The following is a 13,648-nucleotide window of genomic DNA, read 5'->3' as shown; positions in this document are numbered from 1 at the left end:
TCAGCTTGAAGTAATCGGCATTTAGCCTTATGTTGTTAAGAAAATGAAAAAAAGTGCCATAATCTGGAAACGATTCTGATTATGGCACTTTTTGTTTTTATCCGAATCAGTAATTCGGATTCGGCTTTTCACATTTAATCTTCTGCAAAAAACCTCAGCAATTCCATCATCCTCCTGAATTCTGACTGATAATCCGCTTTAATCAAAACCAATTCACGCGATAATGGATGAACGAATTCCAGTTCAACGGCATGCAGCAGCATGGTTGTCATCTGTAACTCTTCCTTGAAATATTTGTTTTGCTTGTTGCATCCGTATGGCCGGTCGCCGATGATCGGATGAAAAATGTGCGCCATATGTTTTCTTAACTGATGCATGCGTCCGGTTGCGGGATTTAGTTCTACAAGCGAATACCGGGAACTTGCATGCTTGCCGGTTCTGAAAGGCGCTTCTGCCCTGTTCAGCGTTATATAGGAAGTAAATGCTTCCTGAACCGTGCCGTCCTCTTTTTTCAATGCGTAATCTATTTCTCCGCTATCTTCTGTAAATCCTCTGACAATGGCGTGGTACTTCTTTTTAACTGTTCCTTCCATAAACTGCTTCTGCATAGCACTGTTCATTGCTTCATCCAACGCAAATAACAGCACGCCGGCCGTTTTTCTGTCCAGCCGATGTACGGGAAATACTTTCCGGTCCAGCTGGTCTCTTAACAACTGAACGGCGAATGTTTCTGCATCTGCTGCAATGGGTGACCGGTGCACAAGCAGGCCATGCGGTTTGTTTACCGCTACAAGGCTGAAATCCTGATAGATAATTTCAATTGTAGAAGTAGTGTTAAGTAATACTGGACTTTCGATGACTTTTCTAATTAATTATTTATAATCATTTCAAATATAAGTAATGATTTGTTTCTATCTTGAACGCTTTCACAAACCTCATAGTAACTTTCAGTATTTATTAACCTACTTTTTTAAACCCGTTATGAAATTTAAACTTTTACTTTTAATTCTGTTTGTAAATTTTTCCTATTTAAATGCCCAGAACTGCACAACGGACTATGTTTTATCAAGCCAGCAAAGTATTGACAACTTCCCTAAAACTCCGGACTGCGCCGTTGGAAACCTGAAAATTTCCGGAGCCGACATTACGAATCTGGACGGGCTTTCCGGAATCACGGAAATTAACGGGTATCTGGATATCAGCATCAATCCGCTGCTCACGAATGTAAACGGATTGTCCGGACTTACCAAAGTATCGGGCTACATCGAAATCAGCAGTAACAAATCACTGACCAGTTTGAGCGGTCTGGAATCTTTGACAACCGCAGGAAACAGTATCAAGCTGGCAAATAACACGGTACTCACCAGTATTTCGGCCCTGAACAAACTGACAACAATCAAAAGTTTTCTGGAAATCAGCAAAAATGATGCGCTTCCAAGCCTGAATGGATTCGGTGCACTTGCACAAGTATTTGGATACGTCGAAATTTCACAAAATCCGTTGCTCACCAGTTTATCCGGACTTGGATCCTTGCAGCTGGTCGGAGGCAATCTGAGAATTGCGGAAAACAATGTATTGAGCAGCTTGTCTTCCCTCGATTCTCTTACCAACATAAACGGTTTTCTGGATATCAGCAACAATCCTGTTCTCAAAAAACTGAATGGTTTGTCGCGGCTTTCCAAAGTTCTCGGCTACATCAATATCAACAATAATCCGCTTTTAAGCGACTTGTCCGGATTCGATTCGCTGATTTCCGTAGGCGGCAATCTCAGGATTGCGGCAAACCAGTCGCTGAAAAGCATTGCCTCCCTGCATAAACTTACAACCATAAACGGGCTCCTTTCCATTGGACGCAATGCCTCGCTGCCCGACCTTCACGGTCTGGAAAGTATCAATGCCATTAACAGCGCCGTTGCCATTGCAGCCAATGACAGTTTAACAAATGTGGATGGACTGAGCGGAGTAACCTACATCGGCGGGTTCCTCTACATCGGAAGAAATCCTGCTCTGACCAGTCTGGCGGGATTAAACAAGCTGACGACCATTTCCGGATACCTGAATATTGAAGATAATGACGCATTAACCAATCTCGCCGGCCTTGACAATATCAATTCTTCGTCCATTGAATTTTTACAGATTCAGAATAATGACCAGCTTTCGATTTGCGGTGTCAAAAGCATCTGTCAGCTTCTGGCTTCCGGCACCAATCACAATTTGAGTGACAATGGTCCCGGTTGTGCTTCGCAGCCGGAAGTGACCAGTTCTTCCTCATGCCAGACTGCACTGCCGGTCGATCTTGTAAGTTTTGCGGGTAAAAATTCGGTTGAAGGAAATGTTATTTCGTGGCAAACGGCATCCGAAATAAACAATGCAGGATTTACTCTGGAAAAAAGCAGAAATGCGCGGAATTTTGAAAAACTGGCCTTTTTACAAGGCCAGGGAAATTCCGGCCGGCCATACAATTATACATTTACAGACACAAACCCATATGAAATCACCTATTACAGACTGAAACAGACGGATTTCGACAACACAATCACTTATTCCCGGATTATCAATGTAAAACAGGGCGTTGCTCATCCTGCTGTCAAACTATTTCCTAACCCTGCGAAAGGCGAGCTTTTTATAGAAGCCGAGAACAGGAACCTGGCATACAGTATCAAAAACAGCTATGGTGTTATGGTCAGAGAAGCTGCCCTGCTTCCTGTCAAGCCGCTGGATATCAGTGAACTTGAAAATGGATTGTATCTGATAAAAATTGGCAGTGAAGTATTCAGAGTAATTATCAGTAACTGATAAATTAACAGTTCGGACCGGATACGACAGGAATCAGCTTTTCCTGTTGTATCTGATCCGGAAACGGACAATTACCCATAGTACAAGGTACAAAATGCCAAGCAGCATACCAATTTCCATACTGAAAACCAATGCCGTACGATCCATTGCACTTTCCAGCAAATTCTTCAGGATTAATTGCGGGTCGTGAATAATATCCCAGCTGTTCATTCGCCTGACCCTTCCGAGGTATACGCCAAATCCGGCAAGCGGCAAACTTGCCAGAAGAAAAGAATTACTGGTTACACGGTTAAAAATGCGGCGCCAGGAACGGTGAATCCAGTACAATGAAACCAGGCCGTTGAAAAGACTGACTTCTGCATAAAAAAACAGCATAATGACATCGTGCCATGTAAGGTCCCTTTCATAATCGACGGTGAGATGCGCCAGATCTGTGATCATGTAAGGCGCGTTTGGGAAAAAAGCCAGCCATACAACACTCAGCAGAATGAGTACAACAGGAATTTTGCCAAAACGCTTTGTAAAGTTATCCGCAAAAAAAGCAATGATCAACGGAATCCAGCTTAGAAACAAATTCCAGTCCATTGAAAAATCAACGGGGGAATTAAACAAAATACGGATAAGATGAAAAAATACAGCGACGAAGCTTAATAATAACAGCAGTAACAGCGAAAACAAACCTTCCATGGAAATGATGGCAGGATCTGATACGCTAAACTTGTGATTTCTTATCCAATCTATCAAACGATCCAATAGTACTTCATTTTAGTTCATGCACGACGGCTTAAAATGCAAAGCAAATGAAAATAAAAAAACGCATACCAGACCTATATCCTGCTCAGTAATTGACACAGGTGTCATTTCAATATTTTCCTGATTCATGCTGCTTACGTCTGACAAACTCTGACAGGGTTATGCCTGGGTCGGTTTCTTTTGTTCCTGCTTGGGTTTACGTCTTTTATTTTTTCCCGGCGACTTTGAAGAAGAAGAATTAGTTGAATTACTTTTCCTTGGTCCTTTTGAACGGGAACGCCGGGCTTCAAACACAGGTGCTTCTCCGAGACCAAGTTCCTTTGTAATGGCCTGCTTTTCAACTTCCTTTTCAAAAAGTTTTTCAATTTTCAGGACATACTTCTGATCCGATTCATTGATAAAGGTGATGGCCGTTCCTTTTGATTCGGCACGTGCAGTACGCCCGATCCGGTGTACATAATCCTCCGGATCACGCGGCACATCGTAATTTACAACGTGGCTCAGATTATCAATGTCGATTCCTCTTGACAATACGTCGGTAGCAACAAGAACCGGAAAAGTCCTGTTTTTAAAATCTCTTAAAACAATTTCGCGCTCGGCCTGCTCAGAATCCGATGAAATTCCTCTGGCGGAAAGCCCCAGCTTGCGGAGAGAACGGACAATCGGCTCAACCGTGGATTTTCTGGAAGTAAAGAGCACCATGCTTGTACTTTGCACCTGCGAAAGCAAATGAAGCAGCAAAGGCAGCTTCTGTTCATCTTTGGCAAGATAAAACTGCTGATCGATACGGTCTGCCGGACGCGACACAGCCAGCCTGATTTCTTCCGGATTTTGCAGGATGCGTTTGGCAAGTTCATTGATTTTCGGTGGCATCGTTGCCGAGAACATCAGCGTTTGCCTTTTAGCAGGCAAATAGCTCATGATTTTCAGAATGTCTCCCAAAAAGCCCATATCCAGCATACGATCGGCTTCGTCCAGTACAAGATGCTTTACATCGCTGAAACTGACGTAACCCAGTTGTAAATGCGCAATAAGCCGTCCGGGTGTGGCAATAATAATATCCGCTCCTTGTGTAAGTGCTTTTTTCTGCTGATCCCACTCGGGACCCTTGTTACCGCCATAAACGGCAATACTGGTGGCTCCGACAAAATAGCCCAGCCCCTGAATCTGCTGATCGATCTGGACGGCAAGTTCGCGTGTCGGAACAAGTATCAGCGCCCCGGTATGCTGGGCGGATTCGTGAGCGACTTTGTCCAGGATCGGAATGAGGTATGCGGCTGTTTTGCCGGTCCCTGTCTGCGCGCAGGCTAAAAGGTCTTTACCGCTAAGAATATAAGGAATAGCCTGCTCCTGAATGGGTGTGGCCTGTTGGTAGTTCATGGAATCCACGGCGTTGAGTACGTCTTCGTGGAGCTCAAATTCATTGAAATTCAAAATTCAGCTTGTATAGCCCAAAGCCACTTGCTTCAGGAAGTTAATAAAGAGCTGACTTTCATTTTCCTGTCAGCAAACCGCTTGATTTTAACAAATATAATAAAAACCGGTCTAAAATAAAAGAAGGGATTGAACAAGTATGCAGCATACCCGTTCAATCCCGTTCTTGACCTTAAATCTTTATTCCTGCGCCGGAACCGGTGCAAGTTCAGCCGTTTCCTCAGCCGTGTACAATCTGGACTTTGTAATGAACCTTACGCCCAGCGGAATTTCCAGCGAAAAGCTTGCGCCACGGCCTTTGGTAACATCAATGGTAAGCTGCGTATGCTGCCAGTATTCAAACTGGTCGCGGCTCATGAAAAATTCACAACCTGCAATTTCTCCAAGAAGTACATCGCTTTGAGAAGTTCTGAATTCGCCTTTTTCAAAGCACATCGGCTGCGAACCGTCGCAACAGCCGCCGCTCTGATGGAACATGAGCTCGCCAAACCTTTCTTTCAGCGTATTTACTACTTCTTCGGCTTCTGGAGTGATCAGTACTCTGGATGTTGTCATTTCTTGTTTGATTCAAAAGAAGCCGAGTTTATTCTTGTCGTAAGAGATCAGCATGTTTTTGGTCTGGCGATAGTAGCCAAGCATCATTTTATGGTTTTCGCGCCCGAATCCCGATTTTTTGTAACCGCCGAAAGGTGCATGTGCCGGGTACGCATGATAATTATTGACCCAGACCCTGCCCGCCTGAATCGCACGCGGAACCTGATAAATCTCGTGCGCGTCGCGTGTCCACACGCCTGCACCCAGGCCATACAACGTGTCGTTGGCAATGGCAATGGCTTCTTCAGTAGTTTTGAAAGTCGTTACGCATACAACCGGACCAAAGATCTCTTCCTGAAAAATCCGCATTTTATTATGTCCCTTGAAAATTGTCGGCTTGATGTAATAGCCACCTGAAATCCCGTTTTCAAAAGTCTGTGCATCGCCGCCTGCAAGTACTTCCGCTCCTTCTTCCTTACCGATTTTCAGATATGAAAGAATTTTTTCGTACTGATCGTTCGAAGCCTGCGCACCCATCATGGTTGTACTGTCCAGCGGATGGCCCATTTTAATCGCATTGGTTCGTTCAATAACGCGGCTCATGAATTTATCATAGATAGACTCATGCACCAGCATTCTGGACGGGCATGTACATACTTCGCCCTGGTTCAAAGCAAAGAGCACGGCGCCTTCAATGGCTTTGTCAAAAAATGCATCGTCTTCGTCCGCAACCGAAGGAAAGAAAATATTCGGTGATTTTCCGCCGAGCTCCATGGTCACCGGAATGAGATTGTCGGAAGCATACTGCATAATCAGCCGGCCTGTTGTTGTTTCGCCTGTAAAAGCTACTTTCGCAACTCTCAGCGACGATGCGAGCGGCTTTCCGGCTTCCACACCAAATCCCGTTACGATATTCAAAACCCCGGCTGGCAAAATATCACCGATCAGTTCCATCAGAATCATAATGGAAGTTGGCGTTTGCTCGGCCGGCTTAACGACCACGCAGCAGCCGGCCGCCAATGCGGGAGCGATTTTCCAGGTGGCCATCAGCAAAGGAAAATTCCACGGAATAATCTGTGCAACAACGCCAAGCGGCTCATGAAGATTGATACAAACTGTATTTTCATCATGCTCCGAAACGCTGCCTTCTTCTGCACGGATCACGCCGGCAAAATACCTGAAATGATCCACGCACAATGGAAGGTCTGCCGCGCGTGTTTCACGAATGGCTTTTCCGTTGTCAATGGTTTCAACAACAGCCAGATATTCCAGATTATCTTCAATAACCTGCGCAATTTTGAGAAGCAGGTTACTGCGGTAAGTTGCAGCCGTTTTGCTCCATGAAGGAAATGCCTTGTGCGCCGCATCCAATGCTTTTTCTACGTCTTCCTTTGTCGAGCGTGCCACTTTGGTAAAAACCTGTCCGTCTATCGGGGAAACATTTTCAAAATATTCACCTTTAACCGGCTCTACAAACCGGCCGTCAATAAAGTTACCGTAACGTTCCTTGAATTCCGGCCTTCTGGCCAGGCTTTCACTTGCATAAGGTTTGCTTTCAACCGCTGCGCTCTCCGTGACTGTATCCATATCCTGAAAATTGATTTAAAATGAATGATGACACAAACCTAGTCGGTAAGCCTGCTTTTCATTGGCACGATTGTTCCATTTAGTAGCACTATTATCTCATTTAATCAAAAAAGAATTATATTTATAACTTATCTCCATTTTTGGCAAACCTCAATTAACCCGCATTCAGCAGCAATGGCAACAGGACACCGATTGAACCAGATTATGGTTTCAGAAGAGAAGTCACTCAAGACACTTGTTGAAAACCGCCGCGCCTTTACGCTTCAGAATTGTGAACTAAACATTTTTGAAACGTTCCAGCCTTCGCATCTTGTGCCGCTTACTTTTAATGACCTGGTCATTACGAGCATGCTTCGCGGAAAAAAAGTAATGCATCTTTTTGACAAGCCGGGCTTCGACTATTTACCCGGGGAAACCGTACTGGTGCCGGCGAATGTGACGATGAAAATAGATTTTCCGGATGCCAATCAGGCAAATCCGACGCAATGCATGGCGCTTTCACTGGATCAGGCCAAAATCCGACAGATCGTAAACCGGCTGAATGAAGAATATCCGCGGGAAGGCAGCGACGAATACTGGAAACTGGATCATCATGAATATCACTTTCTGAACAACCTGGAACTGGCGCAAAGCATGAACAAGCTTATCCATATCTGTTCAAGTTCAAAAATAGGCAAAGATGTTCTGGCTGATCTGACGCTTCAGGAACTGATCGTGCATATAATCCAGAAGCAGAATCTTGAGTCGGCCGCCCATTTCTCTTACAGCAAAGAAGACAGTCCGCTTGCCTATGTAATCAGTTACATTCAGGCCAACATCAGCGAGAAAATTCAGGTGGATGAACTCAGCGAAAAAGCATGCATGAGCAGGACTTCATTTTATCGGGCATTCAAAAGAGAATTCAGTATCAGTCCGCTGGAGTTTATCCTAAAGGAAAAAATCAAAAAAGCGAAGCAGATGCTGTCGGAAACAAAAACAAGCATTTCAGACGTTTGTTATCAACTCGGCTTTTCCGATCTCAATTATTTTGGAAGACAATTTAAAAAGTCGGAAGGAATTTCTCCTACTCAGTACCGCATAGTTTCCAATGCACAGGAAATTAAATAATCCATTATTCAAAATATATATATTGTAGAATTAGTTAAGTGCGTATATACATAATAGTCTTAATTAAAAGAGAAATAGTTTTACTATTTAAATTTTTATTACTTGTCTGTTTGATAGTTCATCCAATTAGAAAGCTTTGTACTCAGCAGCTATTTTATACAATCCTAATTAAATCAAAACTGCTTTTCTGCACCGTATACAATTAATAAAATTGCTTTTTTTATATTATTTATCCTTTGTGTGTACTTGTCAATGGATCTGATTTCAACTGACTTTCAAAATAATTTCCAAGTACATCTTCGCCGTTAGATAATTTCTTGAATAATTATCAACTATTTGAATTGCAGACTAGTGTTCCGGGCCAAATAAATACGCTAAAATAACCAATTGAAAATCAGTTATTTATACAACAAGAAAATATTTACAACCTGAATTAATTCAACATTAGATGTTGTTTGGTTGTATTTTACATCTTAATAAAATACCATTTGATCATTTACAAGACATTTTATTTATATATTTGCTTAACAAACTCTTCTGAACAAAACGATTTTGCAAATTATTATAATCGGTTGTACAATTCATGCAATATTACAATTGTAATGGTCAGGTAACAGTTGATTAACAAGCAATTATTGGTTTTAATGAATTTGAAATTTCTGTTTCAGTATTATGGAATGAATTTACGGGATTAAGAGGTCGAAATTATACCTGTTTTCCTTTTTAAGCCTGGTTTTAAAAGTCAGTTAATTGTCGAATATGTTCCTTTGTAAAGCTGCATAACAGCAGTCCGATGCGATAGTGAACAGCCTTTTATACGGGTATAACTGCAAATGCTTAACTGAATTTTATTTGCTTGAAAATTGAAAACAGGTCACAGCATAAAAGAAATTTTGCAGATCCGCCAGAACAGAATGATGATCCATATTTAATATTCTATTTCCCTACTATTATATTCTAATAGCTAAAATTTACACTGCTATGACAAACGTTATGATTATTGAGGATGAAGTAAAAGTTGCCAATGAACTTAAGTTCATGATTGAGCAAAGCAACAGCAACTTCAAGGTATGCAGCATTCTTCATTCTGTTCTCGATGCAAGAGTATGGCTGATGAACAATAAAGCACCTCAGCTTATTTTTTGCGATATTCATCTGAAAGATGGTTTGGGTTTTGAAATCTTCCGTAACCTTCCGGTGGTTGCGCCCGTAATCTTCTGCACTTCCTATCACGAGTATGCCCTGAAAGCTTTTGAAAACAATGGCATAGATTATCTGATCAAACCGATAGACAATGCCCGGCTTAACCGGAGCCTGAAGAAATTTTTACAGCTGAAGGAAATTTTTACTGAAGAAAATGCTTTGTTCAACAAGCGGAACAGCAATGCAGTTTCTTATATGAATGGCTATAAAAGCTCGCTGCTCGTTTATTATCAAGATAAGATAATTCCGATCAGCCTTGATAAACTGGATTTTATCTATTACAACAATTATCACGTAACTGTTCACACGCAGACCGCACAATATGAAACACGCGATACTCTAAACAATATAATTACCACACTTAATCCAAGAGACTTTTTCAGGGCAAACAGGCAGTTTATCGTTCATCGGAAAGCAGTTACAAGCATTCAGCAGTACTTTGGGAGAAAATTGCTGATCGGCATATCATCGCCTACGCCGGAACCTGTCATTATAAGCAAGGCCAATTCCAGTGAATTCCTCAAATGGGTTGAAGGCGTTAATTACCAGACTCCTTTGCCGCTGATGCTGGAAAATGCCCGCTTTATCAATTAACTTGTCTGATTGGTGCCGGCAATATTTGACTGCGGTGGATCTTTACAGACTTTTGCTCCCGTTATCAGTGACATACTAGTTTATTAGAAGGCATTTGAAGAATTGTACACGGCTTCTAATTATTATTCGCCTGATTAAAGCAAAGAAACATTATTTGATAATGTAGAAACTGTTTATAACGTATATAGGTATCGGTTAAAATAGTTCTAAATTGCTATTGGTAATTTATTTACCGGCTCATGCATCAACTGCCGCAGACTTATTTATCACAGCCGGCTGCATTGCAAAAACCAAAAGAATACCTTGAATAATATGATGTCTGATTTTACTCAAAAACAACATTAAGTCAACTACGGAGAAGTACTAAAACGGGTTACCCGAAAATTGGCCTGCTCTTTTGCGGCATGTGTATACTTCATCCGTTCAGTATGGATTTTAATACTACCTAATAACGTAAACGTGCAAATGCAACCGGAACGGGATTCCTGCAGATGCAATTACAAACTGAGAGTTAAAGCCGCAATCTTTTATATCATTGCGGCTTTTTATTATCACTCAGTCAATGGCTTAACCTGAATGTCTTTGTAGAAAACGACGCTTTTGGGATCATGTGCCTGCAAAGCAAACGTACCGCTGCTCAAAATCCGGTTCTTCATGTCGCCCGGCCTTTGGTCTGCATCCGTTTCTTCATAATCAACAACCGTTTTGTCGTTAATCTTGATTGTAATATGCTTGCCTTCCACTTTGATGTACTCCGTGTACCATTCATCGTCTTTCACATAGGTTTCCTTTACATCTTTTATGTTGTACAAACTTCCGGTTCTTTTCCAGTCCGTATGCGAATTGTTAACCTGTACTTCATAGCCTTTGGAAGGCCAGCCATCTTCTTCATACATGGTATGAATGTAAATTCCGGAATTTGCGCCCGGTTTGGTTTTTACCTGCGCTTTGAACTCGAAATTTTTGAACATATGATTTTTTACCGGTCCGTCGTAGAACAGGTGCGCACGAGGCCCTGCGACCTGAATGGCGCCGTCCACAACTGAAAATGAGGAAGCATTGGCTCCAACTTTCCAGCCATCCAGATTTTTGCCATTGAACAATGAAACCCAGCCGTCCTGCGCCACAACGGAAAAACTGGCTGACAGGCAGAACAGGATGCTCATCAGAAATGTACCCGAAACTTTTTTCATGAATGCTTTATGATTAACTGTTGATAAAATTTGGCAATACAAATTAACGTACAGCTAGTAAATCTTAAATACGGACAAAACTACTCCTCACCATTTAAAGTATTCAGATGAAAAATGCGCAGCATGGAACGGAATACATGCGATTGCGTTTATGCGGTAAGGTGCCGGAAACTGTTTTGGAAAGGCAGAAAAAGCAGTTACATACTGAAAAAAGGCAAAGCATCAATAAAGAAGGGATTTCTCAAAGTTCGATTCAGGAGATTTTGAGGCATAAAATAAAAATCGTTACAAGGATAAATTATAAAAACAAAATACCTTCCGGCTTGTTTCTGACCAGTATGAAGGCCTTACAACTACTAAATTTTAATAAATATTTACAACTAAAAACTGATACACACTCCATTACAGGAATCATACAATTGAATAATCCAATTTTACATTTTTATTAATTTAAAAAAAAATCAGGGTAACATTCTGCTAACTCTTGTTTTTTTTATCTTAAATTTGTCCAACTTTATAAAACAACAAAATTCCGGTTTAAAAATGTTGTTGCCGCAGTAAGCTTCAATGTTATATAACCGAAATTATTATGCTCAACTGGTTATTTGACACTAAAAAGAAAGAGGAGCTGGATTTGTCCCGAATCGGGATCGATATTCACTCCCATATTATTCCGGGCATTGATGACGGTGTTGAAACGATTGAAGAATCGGTTGCAATGGCAAAAAAAATGCAGGAATATGGTTACTCACGCATGTTTACAACTCCACACGTTATGTGGGATTGTTACAAAAACACACCCGAAATCATATCAACTGGGCTGGAAGACGTAAGAAACGCAGCGAAAGAAGCCGGCCTGACCATAGAGATCAATGCAGCAGCGGAATACTTTATTGATGAACACTTTATCGATCTTCTGACAACCGGACAGGAACTCATGACATTGCCGGGAAACAGGCTTCTGGTCGAACTTCCTTATTCCACTCCTTTGATGAACACGTCTGAAACGCTTTTTTCCATCATTGAAAGAGGATATCAGCCAGTTCTGGCGCACCCGGAACGTTATACCTATTTTTATTCCGATCCTTCGGTTTATAAAAAACTGGCGGATCAGGGTTGTGAACTGCAGGTGAACATTCTTTCGCTGAGCAATCATTACGGAGAAAACGTTCATAAAATGGCAGAATGGCTTTTGCGGAATGACCTTATCTCCTATCTCGGAACCGATGCGCACAAGATTCAGCACGTTGAACTGATCCTGAAAAGCAACAAAAATAAATGGCTCACTAAATATCCTTTTCAGAACGAAAAACTTATTAATATTTGATATTGATAATTGAATTTATTCTACATTTGCAATAAATATTTAATTGATTTGTATTAGTATATTATTTTGTACCATCAAGAAAAAAAGAAATCGCAAATGAGTGTATAACTTGAAGTTACACTTCCAAACTGGCGACGGGCCCTTGTCAAATCCAAAATCATTTTTTCAAAAAAAGCCGAAGATTCAACCCAAAATTTATTTCTCACCAACAAAACTTTTTACTCACCGTTTTTACATGAAAATACACCGCTTTTTGCCTGTTCGATTACTAGTATTTTTATCGCTTGCGTACATGGCTATCTTGGGAGGAACCACCTCGTGCGTATCGCCGCAATCGATCATTTATTTCCAAGGAGACACCGCAAGCATTTCAAAAGCCAAAATACAACAAAGCTACGTGCCGGTTATCGAGAGTAACGACATGCTTTCCATTGTGGTCGGAAGCTTAAACCAGGAAGCCAACGCCATCTTCAACTCGGCAAATGAATATGCAACGACATCAACCAGTTATGGTTCAGGAAGCAGCTCGGGACGCCAGCCTTTCGGTTATCTTGTAGACCGGGACGGAAACATTGAACTTCCGCTGGTTGGAAAAATCAAAGTGGAAGGACTTACCACGCCGATTGCAGCAGATACAATCCGCGGACGCCTGCAGATGTATCTTAAAGAGCCGTCTGTCAACATCAAGAATATCAACTTCAAGGTTTCAGTACTTGGAGAAGTGAACAGGCCGGCCGTTTACGTTGTCCCTGATGAAAAAATCACCCTTCCTGAAATCCTGAGTCTTGCAGGCGACCTGACAATTTACGGAAGAAGGAACAACGTTATGATTATCAGAGAAGAAAAAGGAGAAAGACAATATGCACGTGTTGATCTTACTTCGCGGAAAATCTTTGAATCGCCTTTCTATTATATGCACAAAAACGATGTAGTATATATAGAACCAATCAAGGCAAAAATGAACACTACCGACAGGGCAGTTCAGTTGGCTCCTCTGTTTGTAAGTATGGTAACTGCCTTAGCCTTGTTGATTTACAGATTGAGGTTATAACAGTAAATTTTTGAATACAAGTACATACTCAACGGTCCAATTGATAAACTCTAAAGAAGAAAAATTTAG

Annotated in this window: 12 protein-coding genes; 6 read left to right on the top strand and 6 right to left on the bottom strand. The window is 41.6% G+C overall.

What is annotated here, in order from left to right; genetic code table 11:
- Positions 1 to 134 precede the first annotated feature (134 nt).
- Positions 135 to 857: a pseudouridine synthase gene (locus tag FEM55_RS11390; RefSeq protein WP_138281441.1), complete on the bottom strand. Its 723-nt coding sequence runs from the start codon at positions 855 to 857 to the stop codon at positions 135 to 137.
- A 124-nt stretch (positions 858 to 981) separates the two neighbouring features.
- Here FEM55_RS11390 and FEM55_RS11385 point away from each other — a divergent pair, with 124 nt between their 5' ends.
- Positions 982 to 2,796 (top strand): T9SS type A sorting domain-containing protein, encoded by a 1,815-nt coding sequence (locus FEM55_RS11385; protein ID WP_138281440.1) that lies wholly within the window; start codon positions 982 to 984, stop codon positions 2,794 to 2,796.
- Positions 2,797 to 2,829: 33 nt separating this feature from the next.
- Here FEM55_RS11385 and FEM55_RS11380 read toward each other — a convergent pair whose 3' ends face one another.
- The 4 genes from FEM55_RS11380 to FEM55_RS11365 all read right to left on the bottom strand — a co-directional run bounded on the left by FEM55_RS11380 (position 2,830) and on the right by FEM55_RS11365 (position 7,104).
- Positions 2,830 to 3,381 (bottom strand): DUF1361 domain-containing protein, encoded by a 552-nt coding sequence (locus FEM55_RS11380; protein ID WP_229209205.1) that lies wholly within the window; start codon positions 3,379 to 3,381, stop codon positions 2,830 to 2,832.
- 327 nt (positions 3,382 to 3,708) lie between these two features.
- Positions 3,709 to 4,983: a DEAD/DEAH box helicase gene (locus tag FEM55_RS11375; RefSeq protein WP_229209204.1), complete on the bottom strand. Its 1,275-nt coding sequence runs from the start codon at positions 4,981 to 4,983 to the stop codon at positions 3,709 to 3,711.
- 180 nt (positions 4,984 to 5,163) lie between these two features.
- Positions 5,164 to 5,538 carry a DUF779 domain-containing protein gene (locus FEM55_RS11370; protein WP_138281438.1) on the bottom strand — a complete coding sequence of 125 codons (375 nt, stop codon included), beginning with the start codon at positions 5,536 to 5,538 and terminating at the stop codon, positions 5,164 to 5,166.
- Positions 5,539 to 5,550: 12 nt separating this feature from the next.
- Complete coding sequence (locus FEM55_RS11365) at positions 5,551 to 7,104, bottom strand: aldehyde dehydrogenase family protein (RefSeq protein WP_229209203.1); 1,554 nt, start codon at positions 7,102 to 7,104, stop codon at positions 5,551 to 5,553.
- 174 nt (positions 7,105 to 7,278) lie between these two features.
- On the opposite strand from FEM55_RS11365, the gene FEM55_RS11360 reads away from it, so the two are divergent.
- Positions 7,279 to 8,211, top strand: a complete 933-nt coding sequence (locus tag FEM55_RS11360) for an AraC family transcriptional regulator (protein ID WP_138281437.1) — start codon at positions 7,279 to 7,281, stop codon at positions 8,209 to 8,211.
- A 981-nt stretch (positions 8,212 to 9,192) separates the two neighbouring features.
- Positions 9,193 to 10,008: a LytR/AlgR family response regulator transcription factor gene (locus FEM55_RS11355; protein WP_138281436.1), complete on the top strand. Its 816-nt coding sequence runs from the start codon at positions 9,193 to 9,195 to the stop codon at positions 10,006 to 10,008.
- 551 nt (positions 10,009 to 10,559) lie between these two features.
- Here the strand turns inward: FEM55_RS11355 and FEM55_RS11350 are convergent.
- On the bottom strand, positions 10,560 to 11,201 hold the full coding sequence (locus tag FEM55_RS11350) for a 3-keto-disaccharide hydrolase (RefSeq protein WP_138281435.1): 642 nt from the start codon (positions 11,199 to 11,201) through the stop codon (positions 10,560 to 10,562).
- 107 nt (positions 11,202 to 11,308) lie between these two features.
- Here FEM55_RS11350 and FEM55_RS11345 point away from each other — a divergent pair, with 107 nt between their 5' ends.
- From FEM55_RS11345 to FEM55_RS11335, 3 genes are all read left to right on the top strand, one after another.
- On the top strand, positions 11,309 to 11,650 hold the full coding sequence (locus tag FEM55_RS11345; RefSeq protein WP_138281434.1) for a hypothetical protein: 342 nt from the start codon (positions 11,309 to 11,311) through the stop codon (positions 11,648 to 11,650).
- Positions 11,651 to 11,790: 140 nt separating this feature from the next.
- A complete protein-coding gene (locus FEM55_RS11340; protein WP_138281433.1) occupies positions 11,791 to 12,528 on the top strand; it encodes a tyrosine-protein phosphatase in 738 nt (245 codons plus the stop codon).
- 292 nt (positions 12,529 to 12,820) lie between these two features.
- Complete coding sequence (locus FEM55_RS11335; protein ID WP_229209202.1) at positions 12,821 to 13,579, top strand: polysaccharide biosynthesis/export family protein; 759 nt, start codon at positions 12,821 to 12,823, stop codon at positions 13,577 to 13,579.
- The last annotated feature ends 69 nt before the right edge of the window (positions 13,580 to 13,648 follow it).

Source organism: Dyadobacter sediminis (assembly GCF_005860765.1).
Taxonomy (GTDB): domain Bacteria; phylum Bacteroidota; class Bacteroidia; order Cytophagales; family Spirosomataceae; genus Dyadobacter; species Dyadobacter sediminis.
Note: the sequence above shows the minus strand (reverse complement) of the source record. Positions and strands in the feature narration are given on the sequence as shown.

Bases quoted from the DNA above. Each gene is read 5' to 3' on its own strand.
- FEM55_RS11385 (WP_138281440.1), top strand. From the start codon at position 982: ATGAAATTTAAACTTTTACTTTTAATTCTGTTTGTAAATTTTTCCTAT.
- FEM55_RS11380 (WP_229209205.1), bottom strand. From the start codon at position 3,381: ATGGACTGGAATTTGTTTCTAAGCTGGATTCCGTTGATCATTGCTTTT.
- FEM55_RS11370 (WP_138281438.1), bottom strand. From the start codon at position 5,538: ATGACAACATCCAGAGTACTGATCACTCCAGAAGCCGAAGAAGTAGTA.
- FEM55_RS11365 (WP_229209203.1), bottom strand. From the start codon at position 7,104: ATGGATACAGTCACGGAGAGCGCAGCGGTTGAAAGCAAACCTTATGCA.
- FEM55_RS11360 (WP_138281437.1), top strand. From the start codon at position 7,279: ATGGCAACAGGACACCGATTGAACCAGATTATGGTTTCAGAAGAGAAG.
- FEM55_RS11355 (WP_138281436.1), top strand. From the start codon at position 9,193: ATGACAAACGTTATGATTATTGAGGATGAAGTAAAAGTTGCCAATGAA.
- FEM55_RS11350 (WP_138281435.1), bottom strand. From the start codon at position 11,201: ATGAAAAAAGTTTCGGGTACATTTCTGATGAGCATCCTGTTCTGCCTG.
- FEM55_RS11345 (WP_138281434.1), top strand. From the start codon at position 11,309: ATGAAAAATGCGCAGCATGGAACGGAATACATGCGATTGCGTTTATGC.
- FEM55_RS11340 (WP_138281433.1), top strand. From the start codon at position 11,791: ATGCTCAACTGGTTATTTGACACTAAAAAGAAAGAGGAGCTGGATTTG.
- FEM55_RS11335 (WP_229209202.1), top strand. From the start codon at position 12,821: ATGGCTATCTTGGGAGGAACCACCTCGTGCGTATCGCCGCAATCGATC.